This window comes from Vitreoscilla sp. C1 (assembly GCF_002951955.2).
GTDB lineage: Bacteria > Pseudomonadota > Gammaproteobacteria > Burkholderiales > Neisseriaceae > Vitreoscilla > Vitreoscilla stercoraria.
This window is the reverse complement of record NZ_CP019644.2, coordinates 1,822,548-1,839,484: the sequence shown is the minus strand read 5'-3', so window position 1 is coordinate 1,839,484 and position 16,937 is coordinate 1,822,548. Positions and strand designations below refer to the sequence as shown.

Here is a 16,937-nt window from a genome sequence, read left to right as displayed (position 1 = left end):
CATGTCAGAAGAGCGCGCATTCAATCAAGCCGCCCAAGAGCTTGGCGCTTTATTAAAAGCCAAAAGATTGGACAAAAAAATCGCAATTGGCGAAGTTGCAGAGCGTTTGAAATTTACTGCAAAAAAAATAGAAAGTTTGGAAAGCGGAGATTATAAGGGCTTGCCAGAACCTATTTTTATTAAAGGTTTTATCAAAGCGTATGCTCGTTTCTTGGAAATTGACAATGATACTTTGGGTCAATTATTGAATCAGGCATTTCCTGAGCAAGCTTCTAAAAATGTTACAAGTACAAGCTCATCTGAAAATCGCGATGGTTTGAATTTTCAAGACCAACAAAAACCGTTCCGCTTACCTAAATGGTTGCCATTGGTAGGTGTGTTGATTGTGGTTGTCATTGCTATTGGTTTTTGGCAAAGCAAGTCTTCTGAGCAAACACGAACTCAGGAAAAATCTACTTTGGAAGTCGGTGAAGTGGCACAGCCAGCTTTGGACAATCCTAATGTACAGATTGTGCCGATGGCATCTACTTCGGCATCTGCTGTCGAAGCTTCTACTCCTGAACCTGCCGCGGCCAGTGCAGCTGTTGCAGCAAGCGGTACAGAAGCTGTGGCTGATGGTGTTTTGCACATCAAAGTGCGTTATCGCTCTAATTTGATTGTGACCGATGCGGATGGTACGCCATTGCATAGCGGTATTGTTGCAGCTAATTCGGTGCATCAATTTAAAGGCAAAACGCCTTATCAAGTACGCATTGGTTATGCAACAGGCAGTGAGGTGAACTTCAATGATCAAAAAATTGACGTTCAAAAACACTATGTCGATGGTAAAACAGCAGCATTTACGGTGCCTCAAAAATGAATGAAATCAAAAGAAGACAAACCCAACAAGTCCAAATAGGCAATGTGTGGGTGGGTTCTGATCATCCTATTTTGGTTCAGTCCATGACCAATACCGATACGGTAGATGCAGAAGGTACGGCTTTGCAAGTCAAGCAATTGACGGATGCCGGCTCTGAGGTGGTACGCATTACGGTTAACAGTCCTGAGGCGGCCAGTAAAGTGGCTGAGATTCGCCAACGTTTGGATGATATGGGATGTAATACACCATTGGTGGGCGATTTCCATTTCAATGGTGAACGTTTGTTGCGCGATTATCAAGATTGTGCCAAAGCCTTGGCAAAATACCGTATCAATCCAGGTAATGTGGGCAAAGGTGTGAAGGGCGATGAGAAATTCGCTTACATGATTGAACAAGCCGCTTTGCATGACAAAGCAGTGCGTATTGGTGTGAATTGGGGCTCTTTAGACCAAAGTTTGGCTAAAAAAATGATGGATGCCAATTTGGCTTTGGCCCATCCTGCGCCTGTTGATGCTGTTATGAAAGAAGCTTTGATTACCTCTGCTTTGACTTCGGCACAAAAAGCGATGGATTTAGGTTTGCCAAAGAACAAAATCATTTTGTCTTGTAAAGTCAGCAATGTACAAGATTTGATTGAAGTGTATGCAGATTTGGCCAAGCGTTGTGATTTCCCATTGCATTTGGGCTTAACCGAAGCGGGCATGGGCAGTAAAGGTATTGTGGCCTCTAGTGCGGCTTTGGCGGTTTTGCTGCAGCAAGGCATTGGTGACACGATTCGCATTTCTTTGACACCAGAACCAGGTGCGCCGCGCACTCAAGAAGTGGTCGTAGCACAAGAGTTGTTGCAAACCATGGGCTTGCGTAATTTCACGCCATTGGTGACAGCTTGTCCAGGTTGTGGTCGCACAACCAGTACCGTATTTCAAGAATTAGCGCGCGATATTCAGCATTATTTGCGTGAGCAAATGGCAGTTTGGCGTTTGAAATATCCCGGTGTGGAAAGCTTGAATGTGGCGGTGATGGGTTGTGTGGTGAATGGACCAGGTGAAAGCAAGTTGGCTGACATTGGTATCAGTTTACCGGGTACAGGCGAAACGCCAATCGCACCTGTATATGTCGATGGTGAGCGCAAAGTGACTTTAAAAGGCGATAATATGGCGCAAGAATTTATTGCCATTGTCGAAGAGTATGTCGAAACCAATTACGGTGCAAATGGTGCCAAACGCAGCCAAAACCGTGTGATTCCGATTCAAACATTGTAAAGACTAAAGCTACGCATTATGGGAAAAAAGATTCAAGCAGTGAAGGGCATGAATGATTTGTTGCCAGTTGAACAAAAAGACTGGCCAATCACTTCTGCTTATTGGCAAGCATTTGAAACTGTGGTGAATGAATGGGCGCAGCAATATGCGTATCAATTCATTCGCACTCCGATTATTGAATCAACAGGTTTGTTTGTGCGCTCTATCGGTGAAGAGACCGATGTTGTAGGCAAAGAGATGTACACGTTTGATGATTATGGTGATTCATTGAGCTTGCGTCCTGAAGGAACGGCTTCTTGTTTGCGTGCTGTGGTTGAGCATAATTTGCTTTATAACGGCCCTATGAAGCTTTGGTATATGGGTCCGATGTTCCGTCATGAAAAACCACAAAAAGGTCGTTATCGTCAATTTCATCAAGCGGGTTTTGAAGCTTTGGGTTATAGCCAACCTGATGTCGATGCCGAAATGATTGTGATGACAGCTGATTTGTGGGAACGATTGGGTGTGTTGGATAAAGTTCAATTGCAAATCAATACTTTGGGTATTCCTGAAGAGCGCGCGGCGCACCGTGCGGCTTTGGTGGCTTATTTACAGCAACATGAAGCGGTTTTGGATGAAGACAGCAAGCGTCGCATGCATACCAATCCTTTGCGTGTATTGGATACCAAAAATCCAGATTTGCAAGAAATAGCCAACCATGCACCACGTTTGTTGGATTATTTGGGTGAAGAGTCTCTGAACCATTACCAACAATTCAAAGCGTTGTTGGATGCTGTGGGAATTGTGTATGTCGAAAATCCACGTTTGGTTCGTGGCTTGGATTATTACAACAAAACGGTATTTGAATGGGTGACCAGTGAGTTGGGCTCACAAGGTACTATTTGTGGTGGTGGTCGCTATGATGGCTTGATTGAATCTTTGGGTGGCAAAGAAGCGCCAGCCATTGGTTTTGCAATGGGTATTGAGCGTTTGTTGTTATTGGTACAGCAAATAGGCGTCCTGAAAGTGGAAAACAACTTGGATGTGTTTGTGATGTACCAAGGTGAAGGCACGATGCAACAAGCGGTGATCAATGCACAAATCTTGCGCCAAGCAGGTTTGTCAGTATCACAATATTCAGGCACGCAAAGTTTGAAAGCGCAAATGAAAAAAGCCGATGGCAGTGGTGCACGCTTTGCGGTCATTATTGGCGAAAGCGAAGTGACTGAAGGCGTGGTGACTTTGAAAGATTTGCGTGGTGACAATGGTCAGATACAAATTGCGTCAACACAATTGACATCGCAATTACAACAATGGATGGCATAATAAATGGCATATGATGTTCAAGAGCAACAAGAGCTGGATGATATAAAACATTTTTGGCATCGTGGTGGCAAATGGTTATTTATATTGTTAGTGGTTTTGGCGTTAGCGTATTTAGGCTATGTATTGAACAAAAGCCATCAAGCTGATCGTCATAAAGAAGCGGCTACTTTGGCATATCAATTTATCGAAAAGAGCAGTGCTAAAGATGCTACTGCCTTGACTGAATTGAAAACTTTGCAAGAGCAGTATGCAGATTCTTTTGGTGCCGCCGAAGCCACATTGATGGCAGCCGCACAAGCATTTGATGAAAAACAATATGAGCAAGCTGAAAAACATTTGTTGTGGGTGCAAACTCACCATCAAGATGTTTTTTTGCAAGCTTTGAGCAATCAGCGTTTGGCAGTTTTGAAATTGCAACAGCAAAAATACGATGATGCTTTGAAATATGCAGATGCTGTGGTGCCTGAAGCATTGAAACCAATGATGCTGGAAACCAAAGGTGATATTTTGGTTGCCAAAGGTGATGTGGTTAAGGCCAAAGAAGCATATGCGCAAGCATTAAAAGGTTTGGACGAAAAAACCTCACCAAATTATGAATTAGTTAAATTTAAGGCAGAGCAGTAAACCTTGCATCAGGGGACGGCTGTCACATGGGTTGCCATGGGCAGCCGTCCTGTATTTATTGATGCATGGCCTTAAAACATTAAAGGATATTGAATTATGAAACCAACGATAGTGTTGGTCGGCCGACCAAATGTCGGGAAATCGACTTTGTTTAACCGCTTGACCCGTAGTAAAGATGCTTTGGTAGCAGATTTGCCAGGTTTGACTCGCGACCGTCACTATGGTCATGGTCGTGTGGGTGAAAAACCTTATTTGGTAGTCGATACGGGTGGTTTTGAGCCTGTAGTAGACAGCGGTATTTTGTTTGAAATGGCCAAGCAAACTTTGCAAGCGGTAGATGAAGCAGATGCGGTGATTTTCTTGGTGGATTCGCGTGCGGGTGTGACACCACAAGACAAATTGATTGCGCAAAAATTGCGTATGAGTGGTCGTCCTGTATATTTGGCGGTGAACAAAGCTGAAGGTGCTAACCGTGCGGTTGTGTCAGCAGAGTTTTATGAATTGGGCTTGAATTTAGAACCATTCGTGATTTCTTCTGCGCATGGCGATGGTGTTTGGGATTTGATTGACTCTGTATTGAGTGATTTCCCAGAACCTGAGGAAGAAGAAGAAGAGGATGCAAAACACCCTGTATTTGCGGTGATTGGTCGTCCTAATGTGGGCAAATCCACTTTGGTGAACGCCATTTTGGGCGAAGAGCGCGTTATTGCATTTGACCAAGCAGGTACCACACGTGACTCGATTCACATTGATTTTGAGCGCAATGAGAAGCCTTACACCATCATCGATACAGCCGGTGTGCGTCGTCGTGGTAAAGTCGATGAGGCGATTGAGAAATTCTCAGTGATTAAGTCGATGCAGGCGGTTGAAGCGGCGAATGTGGCGGTATTGGTGTTGGATGCCAACCAAGATATTGCTGACCAAGATGCGACTATTGCAGGTTTTGCTTTGGAAGCGGGTCGTGCATTGGTTATTGCCATTAACAAATGGGATGTGGTGACACCTGAGCGCAAAGAGCAAATCAAAAAAGACATTGCACGCAAATTGTATTTCTTGGATTTTGCCAAGTTCCATTATATTTCGGCTTTGAAACACAAAGGCATTGATGATTTGTTTGATTCTATCAACCAAGCCTATCAAGCTGCCATGATTAAAATGCCAACACCTAAGATTACTCGTGTGTTGCAATCGGCTTTGGAACGCCAACAACCGCCTCGTGTGGGTCCAATCCGTCCAAAATTGCGTTATGCTCACCAAGGTGGTGTGAATCCTCCGATTATTGTGATTCATGGTAATGCTTTGCACCATATCAAAGACAGTTATACCCGTTATTTGGTACAAACTTTCCGTAAAGCCTTCCATTTAGAAGGTACGCCTTTGCGTGTGCAATACAAATCGACTGAAAATCCATTTGATCAAGAAGGCACACCAGCAAAAGCACCAACCACCTTACGTCGTGCTAAGTTGAGTCCTCGTATTGCTAAAAAAGAGGAAAAAAAGCAACTAAAACGCAAGGTTAAAGTGAGTGCTAAGAAGAATATTAAGCCATAGTGTGTTAGCATTAGACGTTCCATTTGCATATCCTGAGATGCAAATGCTTATCACAATAAAAACATGGAGTTTAAAACATGAATAATAAAGGACAATTGCTACAAGATCCTTTTCTGAATGCATTGCGAAAAGAGCATGTACCGGTATCTATTTACTTGGTAAATGGTATTAAGCTACAAGGTCAAGTAGAGTCGTTTGATCAATATGTGGTGTTGTTGCGCAACACTTCTGTGACGCAAATGGTTTATAAGCACGCCATTTCTACTGTGGTTCCTGCTCGTGCGGTAAGCATCAGTCATGATGGTGGCAAACCTGCAGCACCTAGCACTCATTCTGCTGAATAAGCCATACTCCAAGTTTCATTACGTATGCAAAAAGCCCCTGAATAGGGGCTTTTTTATGGTGTTTTGATTTACAGGACGCTTATCTGTTCAATGCAGTTTGACCTGTTAGCAAATACTCTACTGTTTCTTTAACGGAACGAATTTGGTTGCCAAATGGCAATGGGTCTTTGCCACGGAAGAACAAACCTTTGTTCACTTCACCGCGGAAAGCAGCAGCCAATTTCAAGTCGATACAGAATTGACCGATTTTATCCAAGCCATCACGCAAACCGCATTGGGTCAAGCAGTTAATACCTTGAGTACAGCGGCGTGGATCGGCTTTGGCGTTGGCTTGTAAAGCTTCTTCACGCTTCAAATAGCTTTTCAAAAATGGCGTATTCACACCACGAGCAGGCAAACCTGCAACAGACATGAATTCAACAATTTGTTCGCCTTCAGCACCTGCCAACGTGTTTTTGAAGTTGATGTGGGCATCGCCTTCATGGGTTACTGCAAAAGCAGTACCGACTTGTACGGCAGAAGCGCCCCATTGGTTTAAAGCGGTGCTGATTTTGTCAAAATTGGCCATACCACCTGCCAAAATTAATGGGATTTTTTCACGCTCTAAACCCAATTTTTTGAAGACTTCAAAGGTTTCTTCTAATACACGGTCAAACTCAAAACGAGCGTCACCCAAGCCTGCAACGGTAGCTGCGCCCAAGTGACCTGCGGCATGGTTAGGATGCTCAATAACGATGGCATCTGGTAATTTGTTTTTTTTCATCCAGCGTTTCAAAACGATGTTGATGCCGCGAGACTCTGACAAAATGGGGAACAAGGCCACATCAGGATGACCTTCTACCATTTCTGGTAAATCCAAAGGCAAACCAGCTCCCATCACGATGGCGTGAGCACCAGACTCACACGCTTGGCGTACCAAAGCGGGATGGTCTTTAACGGCTTTCATCACATTGACGGCAATCATGCCGCGTCCTTCTGATTTTTCAACCGCTGCTTTGACTTCACGGTCTAAGGCAATGCGGTTTAAGCGGTCGTATTTTTCTTCGCTTTGGTCAATTTTGGAATCTGCCAATAAGTCTTCATGCAAGTGACGCAAATCCACGCTGGCAATCGTACCTACGCCATTTTCGCGTGCTACTGCGCTTGATAAGCTAGAAGCAGAAATGCCCACGCCCATGCCGCCTTGAACGATAGGAATCAATTCACGACCACGAATGGTAAGCGGCTTAAAATCGTTGTGCATGTGTAGAACTTTCATCGTTGTGATTTTATCAATCCTAGAGTTTAACTCTATTATTAGGTAATGGGTATGTTTTTAATAGAGTTAACATCAGGTGTTTGTGATTTAATCGTTTGTTTTATAAAGGTTTTAATTTAGAGTGCGGAAAAGGAACACTTTGATTTTAAATCAAATACTGTGCATCTTTTAAACTTTAAAGTATCAATTTATGCATCTTATTAAATTTTTTAACAAGTAAAAAATTAGTCCAAGACTACAGTTTTGAGGTGAATAAGTCGTATTGAATCAAGCGTCCTGTACGTTTTTAACTTTGCTTTACAAGGTACTTGGGCAGCAAAGTCATGAAATAAATGATATGCTTGTGCTCATTTTAACTTGATGTTTGACACACGAATGAAGAATAAACGTTGGATGCTGCCGTTGATGTGCGTCATTGCGGCAGTGATATTGGTTTTTGTGGCTTTGCCATATTGGTTTGGTTTGCGCGCTGAAGCGAGCATGAAGCAACATCAACAATTGGTGCAAAAAAATCCATTATTAGATGTGGTCAGTTATGAATACGAGCGTGGCTGGTTTTCATCGAAAGAAGTGACCGTATTGCGCTTGAAACCCAACTTGTTGAACAAATTGGGCGACAATGTGCCAGACAATATCAAAGTCATTGTCAATGAACCATTCACCATTACCAATCACATTCAGCATGGTCCCTTTGCCGATGGTTTGTCGCCAGTGAAAGCGGTATCGGTGTCTGAGGTGAAATTTAGCTCACAAGCACAACAAAGTTTAGAACGTTTTTTCCAGAAGCAAACCCCTTTGTCTGTGACCAATCGTTTGAATTTGTTTGGTGGTGGTGTGATGAATGCCTCTATACCCGCTTTTCAATATGAAGAATTGTCAGGCATTGCCATTGATTGGAAAGGTCTGAATATCGAGTTGGATTACCAAGACAATTACGATGCGTATGAAGTTTTGAGCCAAAGTGGCGGCATCCATATTAAATTGGCAGATAAAGGTCAATTGGTTTTAGAAGACATCGGTTATACGGCAAAATCTCGTCTAAATCCATCTGGCTTGAATGTTGGTGAAAATGAGTTGAAAGTGGCGAAAGCCAGTATGGCTTGGTCTGAAGGTGTGGATTACAACATCAAACTCAATTCGTTGATTAACATGGTGTCGGACTTGCAAATTGGTGCATTTATCAATCCAAATGGTACGATTGCACCGAACAATGTCGCAGTACAACAATTTGCATTGAAGCGTTCAACCGATGAGCAAGATGGTTTTGCCGATGCCAAAGCCGAGATTCAGTTCAATCAATTCCAGTATGGTCAAGACGTTTATGGACCATTGCTTGTGAAAGCCAGTGCGGAACATTTACAGGCCGCTGCTTTGGTGAAATTGAACGATGAATTTTTCCGCTTGAGCAACGAGTCATTGAATGAAGCGCAATATCGTGATGCTTTATTGAAATTGGCACAAAACGAAGCCTTGCCGATTTTCACCAATAATCCTGTGTTTAAAGTGTCGCAATTTGATTTGAAAATGCCTGATGGTCAATTGAAATTCAGCGCTGAGTTTGGCTTTAAAGATTTACAGGCCGCTGATATGAACAGCTTTAATGCTTTAATGGGCAAAACCGAAGGCAAGATTCATGTGAATGCACCGCAAATTTTGTTAGAGAATTTGGCGGTAGCGCAAGCGGATTCGATTTTCTCAGTTGATCCTGATGTTGAAAATCCACCAAGCATGGACGAAGTACGTGATACCGCACGCTTTTTGGTACGCTCGACTTTGAATGGTATGGCAGATGCGGGTTATTTGACACAAGAAAATGGTGTGATTGACAGCGAAATTGCAGTGACTAAAAACCAATTGCTCTTCAACGGCAAGCGTTTTCAAGTGGCACCAGAGCAATCGATTGATGAATTGATGGATGAGGCACCTGTTGCAGCGAGCACGCCAGCAGTGGCAGCTTCTGCGACAGGACAATAAGGGTATCTGATGGCGGTAAGACAAATTGTATTGGATACTGAAACGACGGGTCTGTATGCCAACCAAGGCGATCGTTTGATTGAATTTGCAGGTTTGGAAATGATAGACCGTCGTTTGACGGGCAAGTATTTGCATGAGTATGTACATCCTGAGCGTGACATTGCACCTGAAGCCATTGCGGTGCACGGCATCACGCTGGATGATTTGGCAGACAAACCCAAGTTTGCGGGAGTGGCGCAGCGCATAGCAGACTTTTTGCAAGACAGCGAACTCATTATTCACAATGCTGCGTTTGACATCGGCTTTTTGAATATGGAATTTGCTCGCTTGGGCATGCCTGAAACCGAACACATTACAGGTCACAAAAGCATTGATACCGTGGCGATGGCACGCCGTTTGTATCCAGGACAAAAAGTCAATTTGGATGCTTTGTGTAATCGTTTGGGTGTGGATAAGACCAAACGGGTGTTGCATGGTGCTTTGATTGACTGCGAGTTATTGGCTGAAGTGTATTTGGGCATGACTCGGGGTCAGTTCAGCTTGGATGTGAAAGCAACTGACGAAGAGGCTTTGCATTTACAGGCCGCGCATCAGTTTGAGCGCCAAGCAGGCATGCGTTTTAAAGTCATAGACGCAGACGAGCAAGAGCAAGCGGCACATGCAGCGTATGTGGCAGTATTGGACAAGTCAGTCGGTGGTGAGAGTTTGTACCGACAACAAATGCAAGATATTTGAGTATGAATTCACGTTTTTTTGCGGTGGTGCCAGCAGCAGGGGTTGGTAGCCGTTTCGGCAGTCACATTCCCAAACAATATACGAGTATTGCAGGACAAGCGGTGTTATTACACACCGTACAACGCTTGCTTGAGTGTGAGAGTTTGGCAGGAGTGGCAGTGGTTTTGTCGCCTGACGATGGTTATTTTAAAGATTTGGTTTTGCCAGCTTGGGCGAAAACGGCGCGTTTGCAAGTATTGTATTGCGGTGGCCAGAGCCGTGCTGAAAGTGTGCGCAATGGCATACAGCAATTGATGCAATCTGAAAAAGTCGCTGCCAACGATTGGTTGTTGGTACACGATGCCGCACGTTGTTCTTTGCCAACGCAGGCTTTGCAGCGTTTGTTGGCGGTGGCGAATGAGGCTTGCCAAGGTGCGATTTTGGCTTTGCCTGTTGCCGATACGCTCAAAAAACAAGATGCCCGTGGCAAGATTGCGGACACCATTGACCGCAGTGGTTTGTGGCAAGCGCAAACACCGCAAATGTTTCGTGCAAAGGCCTTACAGGACGCTTTGAGTATAGATGATTTGAGTGCCATTACCGATGAAGCTTCGGCGATGGAATTGCAAGGCATTCATGCGCAATTGGTGGTGGGTGATGTGCGCAATTTAAAATTAACACTGGCACAAGATGCTACTTTGGTTGAGTTGCTGCTCGATAGTGGCACTTTGTAGGACACAATATGAATATTCGCGTGGGACAAGGTTACGACGTCCATCAATTGGTTACAGGCCGCCCTTTGATTTTAGGTGGCGTGACCATCGATCATGACAAAGGTTTGTTAGGTCATTCGGATGCCGATGCTTTATTGCATGCCATTACCGATGCTTTATTGGGTGCGGTGGCTTTGGGAGACATTGGTCATCATTTTCCGGATACAGCAGCACAATTCAAAGATGCTGACAGCCGTGTGTTGTTGCGTGCGGCGTATCAAAGTGTGCAAGATTTGGGCTGGCGTGTGGTCAATGTGGACACCACCATCATTGCCCAACAGCCTAAATTGAAGCCGCATTTGTTGGGTATGCGCCAAAATATTGCCCAAGATTTGGGTATTGATATTGGCTTGGTCAATATTAAAGGCAAGACGAATGAAAAATTAGGCTATTTGGGTCGTGAAGAAGGCATAGAAGCACAGGCTGTGGTGTTGCTTGTTCAGGCTTAAAACCTTACACTCTTGCTTATAGCAGTCATTCATACAGAATAGGGAAGTCAGCATGTCTACTCAAGATAATTTTAAGCGTCAGGCCGCGCGCAAAGCATTGGAATATGTACCACACGATGAGTATATTGGTGTGGGTTCGGGATCAACAGTGGCTATTTTCATTGAAGAATTGGCCAGTATCAAAGACCGTGTCCGTGGTGTGGTGGCTGCATCTATTGAGTCGCGTGATTTATTGGAACAACATGGCATCAAAGTAGTGGCATTGGCTGATGTGGGTAAATTGCCCGTTTATTTTGATGGTGCTGATGAAGTGAACCATTCTTTGCAAATGATTAAAGGTGGTGGTGCGGCATTATTGGGTGAAAAAATTGTGGCACATGCTTCACGCCAATTTATTTGCATGGCAGGTGAAAGCAAATACGTGTCTAAATTGGGTGCGTTTCCATTGCCTGTTGAAGTCGTACCATTTGCCCGTTCTTGGGTGGCATCTCAATTGGTTAAATTAGGCGGTCGTCCTGTTTTGCGTGAAGGCGTGATTACTCGTGGTGGTCATGAGATTTTAGACGTGCATGATTTGGAAATCTATGAGCCTATGAAATTGGAAGATGAAATCAACCGCATTCCAGGCGTGATGGAAAATGGTGTGTTTGCACGCCATCCTGCGGATGTTTTGATTTTGGGTCACTCTGACCGTGCAGAAGTCATTACTGTTAGCCATGTGAGCTGATGGTTTTTGTTATTGTTACGCCGATGCGATTGCATCGGCATTTTTCATGGTGAGAAAAATCATGGCTTATCGTTTGACACAAATTATTACCAAAACAGGCGACTCGGGCAATACGGGTTTGGGCGATGGCTCACGCGTGGCCAAAAGCAGTTTGCGCATTCATGCAATTGGCGAAGTGGATGAGCTCAATGCGCATTTAGGGGTGTTGTTGGCAATGGCGATACCTGAAGACATTCAGCAAAAATTAACCCAAATTCAACACCAATTGTTTGATGTCGGCTCTGAATTGGCGGTGCCTGGTTGGAATGTCATTACTGAAAATTATTTGACCTTTTTGGAACACAGCGCTGCGGCTTGGCATGAAAATTTAAGTCCATTGGAAGAATTTATTTTGCCCGGTGGCTCAGCCCAAGCGGCACAAGTGCATGTGGTACGCACTGTTGCCCGTCGTGCGGAGCGCAGTGTGGTTGCTTTGCGCGCGGAAGATGAAACTGTTTCTTTGAATTTGCAGCGTTATTTGAATCGTTTGAGTGATGTGTTTTTTATTTTGGGTCGTGAAATGAATCGCCGTTTGAATGTGTCTGATGTCTTATGGCAGAAAAATCACACTGCCTGATTTTAAAGGATGGCAGTATGTTCAAACCATGTATGGTAATTGTGGCAAGCTTTTTGCTAATCTCTTGTGCACAAGCGCAAAGTGACGACCATATCTTGACTGCGTGCCAGCAATGGCAGCCTGTAAACATGGCGCAATATGCTAAAAACAATGTCAAACAATATTCAGGACGCATTGTTAAAATCAGTGATGGTGATACGGTACAAATTCAAGACACACACGGTCAAAAACACCGTGTGCGTTTGGCTTTTATTGATGCACCAGAAATGCGGCAAGCGGCAGGCAAAGAGAGCTTCAAAAATTTGCAAAACATGTTGAGTCGCCAAAAAACAGTCCAAGTGCAAGTGACAGACATAGACCAATACCAACGCCAAGTGGCGATTGTGTGGCAAGGTGATGTGGATGTGAATGCAAGCCAATTGGCACAGGGATTGGCTTGGCATTACGATTCTATTGCCAAAAAACAGCAGCAAGTGGATGCTTATCGTTATTATCAATGTTTGCATCAACAGGCTCAAAAGCAGCGTGTAGGTTTGTGGCGCAATCATCAAGCACAAGCACCATGGGCATTTCGCCAATCTGAGCGCGCACAATAATAAAGTATCAAAAAGTATGAACAAACAAATACGTTATGAAATTTTTAGCCGTTTGCGTGAGGCCAATCCACATCCAACCACAGAATTGGTTTTTGATGGTCCATTTCAATTGTTGATTGCAGTGTTGTTGTCAGCACAAACCACCGATGTGGCAGTGAACAAAGTGACGGCAGTTTTGTTCGATTTGGCACCCAATCCACAAGCGATGTTAGCACTGGGCGAAGAAAAAGTGCGTGACACCATTAAAACGATTGGTTTATACAAAACCAAAGCTGCCCATGTGATAGCAACTTGTGATGCGATATTGAACCATTTTGGCGGTCAAGTGCCTCAAACTCGTGAGGCTTTGGAAACCTTGCCAGGAGTTGGGCGTAAAACAGCCAATGTGGTACTCAATACTGCGTTTGGTCAGCCAACGATGGCGGTAGATACGCATATTTTTCGGGTGGGTAATCGAACAGGTATTGCCAAAGGCAAAAATGTGCGCGAAGTGGAAGACCAATTGGTCAAACACATTCCCAAAGAGTTTATGGTGGATGCGCACCACTGGTTGATTTTGCATGGGCGTTATACATGTAAGGCATTGAAACCGCAGTGTGCGACCTGTTTGATTGAAGATTTGTGCGATTACAAAGCTAAAGCCTTGTAAAGCCATTAAATAAGCATATTATTTTTATGGTAAAAGTGCCATAATTTTAAATCCAATCCATGTATTGCTATGGATATACAAAACAATAGAACAGTGCAGTCAGCAGAAGTCAAATAAAGGATAATGTGTGAATAAAATCACGTTAATGGCCGCTGCGTGTGTTACCGCTTTGACGTTAAGCGCTTGTGACAAACCAGAGTGGTTAGTAAAAAAAGACGATCGCAATAATACAGAATATGTACAGGAGGTTAAGCCTGCTGACAATAACTCTGTAGCCATGTTGTTGCCGGATTTTACCAAATTGGTGAATGAGCAAGGTGCGACGGTGGTGAGCATACAGGCAGTGAAGCAAGGTAGCATGGGGACGTATGAGGGTACGAGCAGCGAAGAAGATCCCATGTTGGAATATTTTCGTCGCTTGATTCCTGATTTTCCAGGGGCACCTGCTAATCCAGAAGACGATGATGGTGCTAGCTTTGGTTCGGGTTTTATTATTAGCAATGATGGCTATATTTTGACCAATACTCATGTGGTCAGTGGAACCGACTCTATTCGTGTGGTATTGACGGATAAACGTGAGTTTGAAGCCAAGTTAGTCGGTTCAGATACACAATCTGATGTGGCGGTATTGAAAATTGAAGCCAAAGATTTGCCCGTGGTGAAATTGGGCAAGCCAGATGAATTGCGCGTGGGTGAATGGGTTGCGGCGATTGGTGCACCATTTGGTTTTGACAATACTGTCACTGCAGGTATTGTGTCAGCAAAAGGCCGTTCTTTGCCTAACGAAAGCTATACACCTTTCATTCAAACAGATGTGGCCATCAATCCTGGTAATTCAGGCGGCCCATTGTTCAATTTGAAAGGCGAAGTTATCGGTATCAATTCGCAAATTTACAGCCGCTCAGGTGGTTTTATGGGCATTTCATTTGCAATTCCAATTGATGTTGCAACCAATGTTGCTGACCAATTGAAACAATACGGTCGTGTGCGTCGTGCGCAATTAGGTGTCATCATTCAAGAAGTATCGTTTGATTTGGCCAAATCATTCAAATTAGATAAACCCAGTGGTGCTTTGGTGGTGAAAGTATTGCCAAATGGTCCAGCTGAAAAAGCCAAACTGCAAGTACGCGACATCATTTTAAAAGTCAATGGCAATGTGGTGGAGCGTTCTAGTGATTTGCCTGTGTTGATTGGTGCGATGAAACCAGGCAGTAAGATTGAATTAACCGTATGGCGAGATTCTAAAGAAGTCAAAGTAGCAGTGGAATTGTCAGAGTTGACCGGTGAAAGTACGGTCACTGTGCCGAACTTTAATCAAAATGATGGCAGTGATACTCGCAGTCGCATTGTGGTGCCGGAAGTGGGCTTGTCTTTGGTGGCATTGTCAGCGGAAGAGTCTAAGCAGCGTGATATTGCTGGTGGCTTATTGGTGGTTGAGGCACAAGGTTTTGCGGCCGCTTCGGGTTTGATGGCAGGTGACATTATTATCTCCGCAGGTCCGAATCCTTTGACCGATGAAAAAACTTTTAAACAAGCTTTGGCAGAAGCGAGTACAGCTGCGCCATTGTTTGTCATGCGTGACCAAGATACGTTCTTTTTGCCGTTGCGTGTGAAGTGATATTTTGAGAAATCAGGCAGCCTTGGGCTGCCTGTTGCTGTTTGTGAGAAAGATGAAAAATATGCAAAATTTAGCTCGTGGTCCTGTGATGGCCGATGTGGCAGCGTTTGAATTAACAGATATTGAACGTGCGCGTTTGTTGCGTCCTGAAATCGGTGGTGTGATTTTATTTCGTCGCAACTTTTCTTCAGTAGCACAAATCAAAGCTTTGGTTGCAGATATCAAAGCCTTGCGTACGCCAGAATTGGTGATTGCAGTAGATCACGAAGGCGGTCGAGTACAGCGTTTTATTGATGGTTTTACCCGTTTGCCAGCGATGGCGGTTTTGGGTCAAATGTGGCAAAACCAAGGTCAAGAAATGGCTTTGAATCAAGCCCGTGAAGTCGGTTGGGTATTGGCATCAGAACTGCGTGCTTGTGGCATTGACTTGTCGTTTACACCTGTTTTGGATTTGGATTGGGGTGCGTGCAGTGTGATTGGTAATCGCAGTTTTTCACAAGATGCACAAGAAGTGACAGCTTTGGCATTGGCATTGCAAGAAGGTTTAAAACAAGGCGGCATGAGCAGCTGTGGCAAGCATTTTCCAGGTCATGGTTTTGTAGAGGGTGACAGCCACCATGTTTTACCGCAAGACGAGCGTGAATTTGAAGTTTTATGGCAAAACGACATTGTACCGTTTGTACAGATGAGCGCAGCAGGCATGGGTGCGGTGATGCCTGCTCATGTGGTTTATCCTAAAATAGATGCTTTGCCTGCGGGTTTTTCACCATTTTGGTTGCAACAAATATTGCGTGATAAAGTCGGTTTTGATGGCATTATTTTTTCCGATGATTTGACCATGGAAGGAGCTTGTGGTGTGGGTGGGATTGTGGAACGCACGCAAATTTCTTTGGATGCAGGTTGTGATATTGCTTTGATTTGCAATCGTCCTGATTTGGTGGATGAACTGTTACATCAATGGCAATGGGATGCAGCAGCACAACCTAAACTGGCGCAGCGTTGGGAATATGTGGTTGGTCAAAAAACGGTTGCTGAATTTGATGCATTGCTACAAACACCTGAGTTTAAAGCCGCGCAGCAGCGTGTGGCATCTTTGGCTTCTGCTAAAGATTTGCTAGGTGGCGTTAAGGTGAATGAAGCATTTTAATAATAGATGTTTCTAGGAGGCAGTATGAAGACAGCGTGGATATTATTAGCAACAATGTGTTTGGGTGCTTGTGCCAATATTGGTAAACCTTCTATACAATCTGCCAGCAGTTTACAAGGTCATTGGCAATTGCTAGAAGCTTCGTCTGCTGCGGTTCCGTCTGAGGGCGTGCGTGCAAAGGTTTTGCAATTTGATACTGAGCAATCTCGCGTTTCAGGCAGCGTAGGCTGTAATCAATTAATGAGCGCTTATGCCAGCAATGGTGCATTGATTCAGTTTAAAGGTATTGCTACTAGTCGTATGGCTTGTTCGCCTGATTCTGTCATGCAGTTTGAGTACAAAGTCATTCGCAATTTGGAAAGTGTGTCTTCATGGCGTATTGAAGGTGATAAACTGCTGTTATTGGATGCTTCTAAAAATACTGTTTTAAAATTGAAGCGTATGTGAGCATAATCCTGCAAGGCTTGGTTT

At 44.1% G+C, this 16,937-nt stretch carries 18 protein-coding genes; 17 read left to right on the top strand and 1 reads right to left on the bottom strand.

Annotated elements, in window-relative coordinates:
• Nucleotide 1: 1 nt before the first annotated feature.
• The 6 genes from ADP71_RS09055 (at nt 2) to hfq (ending at nt 5,945) form a co-directional block, all read left to right on the top strand.
• Nucleotides 2-859, top strand: coding sequence for a helix-turn-helix domain-containing protein (locus ADP71_RS09055; RefSeq protein ID WP_019957186.1), 858 nt, complete (start codon nt 2-4; stop codon nt 857-859).
• Nucleotides 856-2,121 carry a flavodoxin-dependent (E)-4-hydroxy-3-methylbut-2-enyl-diphosphate synthase gene (gene ispG, locus ADP71_RS09050; RefSeq protein ID WP_171461097.1) on the top strand — a complete coding sequence of 422 codons (1,266 nt, stop codon included), beginning with the start codon at nt 856-858 and terminating at the stop codon, nt 2,119-2,121. The genes ADP71_RS09055 and ispG overlap by 4 nt, the downstream gene beginning before the upstream one ends.
• A gap of 18 nt (nt 2,122-2,139) precedes the next feature.
• The gene (hisS, locus tag ADP71_RS09045) at nt 2,140-3,426 is read left to right on the top strand and encodes a histidine--tRNA ligase (protein ID WP_104932035.1); all 1,287 of its coding nucleotides are present in this window, start codon (nt 2,140-2,142) and stop codon (nt 3,424-3,426) included.
• Between the two features lie 3 nt (nt 3,427-3,429).
• The gene (locus ADP71_RS09040) at nt 3,430-4,050 is read left to right on the top strand and encodes a YfgM family protein (protein WP_019957189.1); all 621 of its coding nucleotides are present in this window, start codon (nt 3,430-3,432) and stop codon (nt 4,048-4,050) included.
• A gap of 96 nt (nt 4,051-4,146) precedes the next feature.
• Nucleotides 4,147-5,601: a ribosome biogenesis GTPase Der gene (gene der / locus ADP71_RS09035; protein ID WP_104932034.1), complete on the top strand. Its 1,455-nt coding sequence runs from the start codon at nt 4,147-4,149 to the stop codon at nt 5,599-5,601.
• Between the two features lie 77 nt (nt 5,602-5,678).
• Nucleotides 5,679-5,945, top strand: a complete 267-nt coding sequence (hfq, locus tag ADP71_RS09030; RefSeq protein ID WP_019957191.1) for an RNA chaperone Hfq — start codon at nt 5,679-5,681, stop codon at nt 5,943-5,945.
• A 79-nt stretch (nt 5,946-6,024) separates the two neighbouring features.
• On the opposite strand, the gene ADP71_RS09025 is transcribed toward hfq, so the two are convergent.
• Nucleotides 6,025-7,188, bottom strand: a complete 1,164-nt coding sequence (locus ADP71_RS09025; RefSeq protein WP_019957192.1) for an NAD(P)H-dependent flavin oxidoreductase — start codon at nt 7,186-7,188, stop codon at nt 6,025-6,027.
• Nucleotides 7,189-7,578: 390 nt separating this feature from the next.
• Between ADP71_RS09025 and ADP71_RS09020 the strand changes: the two genes are divergently transcribed.
• The 11 genes from ADP71_RS09020 (at nt 7,579) to ADP71_RS08970 (ending at nt 16,913) form a co-directional block, all read left to right on the top strand.
• Complete coding sequence (locus ADP71_RS09020) at nt 7,579-9,177, top strand: YdgA family protein (protein ID WP_158667229.1); 1,599 nt, start codon at nt 7,579-7,581, stop codon at nt 9,175-9,177.
• Nucleotides 9,178-9,186: 9 nt separating this feature from the next.
• Nucleotides 9,187-9,912, top strand: a complete 726-nt coding sequence (dnaQ, locus tag ADP71_RS09015; protein ID WP_019957195.1) for a DNA polymerase III subunit epsilon — start codon at nt 9,187-9,189, stop codon at nt 9,910-9,912.
• Nucleotides 9,913-9,914: 2 nt separating this feature from the next.
• Nucleotides 9,915-10,625 carry a 2-C-methyl-D-erythritol 4-phosphate cytidylyltransferase gene (ispD, locus tag ADP71_RS09010; RefSeq protein ID WP_019957196.1) on the top strand — a complete coding sequence of 237 codons (711 nt, stop codon included), beginning with the start codon at nt 9,915-9,917 and terminating at the stop codon, nt 10,623-10,625.
• A gap of 8 nt (nt 10,626-10,633) precedes the next feature.
• Nucleotides 10,634-11,113: a 2-C-methyl-D-erythritol 2,4-cyclodiphosphate synthase gene (ispF, locus tag ADP71_RS09005; RefSeq protein WP_019957197.1), complete on the top strand. Its 480-nt coding sequence runs from the start codon at nt 10,634-10,636 to the stop codon at nt 11,111-11,113.
• Between the two features lie 52 nt (nt 11,114-11,165).
• Complete coding sequence (gene rpiA, locus ADP71_RS09000; protein ID WP_019957198.1) at nt 11,166-11,840, top strand: ribose-5-phosphate isomerase RpiA; 675 nt, start codon at nt 11,166-11,168, stop codon at nt 11,838-11,840.
• A gap of 61 nt (nt 11,841-11,901) precedes the next feature.
• The gene (locus tag ADP71_RS08995; protein ID WP_104932032.1) at nt 11,902-12,456 is read left to right on the top strand and encodes a cob(I)yrinic acid a,c-diamide adenosyltransferase; all 555 of its coding nucleotides are present in this window, start codon (nt 11,902-11,904) and stop codon (nt 12,454-12,456) included.
• Nucleotides 12,457-12,473: 17 nt separating this feature from the next.
• The gene (locus tag ADP71_RS08990; RefSeq protein WP_171461096.1) at nt 12,474-13,052 is read left to right on the top strand and encodes a thermonuclease family protein; all 579 of its coding nucleotides are present in this window, start codon (nt 12,474-12,476) and stop codon (nt 13,050-13,052) included.
• 16 nt (nt 13,053-13,068) lie between these two features.
• Nucleotides 13,069-13,701, top strand: a complete 633-nt coding sequence (nth, locus tag ADP71_RS08985; protein WP_019957201.1) for an endonuclease III — start codon at nt 13,069-13,071, stop codon at nt 13,699-13,701.
• A gap of 145 nt (nt 13,702-13,846) precedes the next feature.
• Nucleotides 13,847-15,319 carry a DegQ family serine endoprotease gene (locus tag ADP71_RS08980; RefSeq protein WP_019957202.1) on the top strand — a complete coding sequence of 491 codons (1,473 nt, stop codon included), beginning with the start codon at nt 13,847-13,849 and terminating at the stop codon, nt 15,317-15,319.
• A gap of 61 nt (nt 15,320-15,380) precedes the next feature.
• Nucleotides 15,381-16,466 carry a beta-N-acetylhexosaminidase gene (gene nagZ / locus ADP71_RS08975; protein ID WP_171461095.1) on the top strand — a complete coding sequence of 362 codons (1,086 nt, stop codon included), beginning with the start codon at nt 15,381-15,383 and terminating at the stop codon, nt 16,464-16,466.
• Between the two features lie 24 nt (nt 16,467-16,490).
• Nucleotides 16,491-16,913: an META domain-containing protein gene (locus tag ADP71_RS08970; RefSeq protein ID WP_169708852.1), complete on the top strand. Its 423-nt coding sequence runs from the start codon at nt 16,491-16,493 to the stop codon at nt 16,911-16,913.
• Nucleotides 16,914-16,937 lie beyond the last annotated feature (24 nt).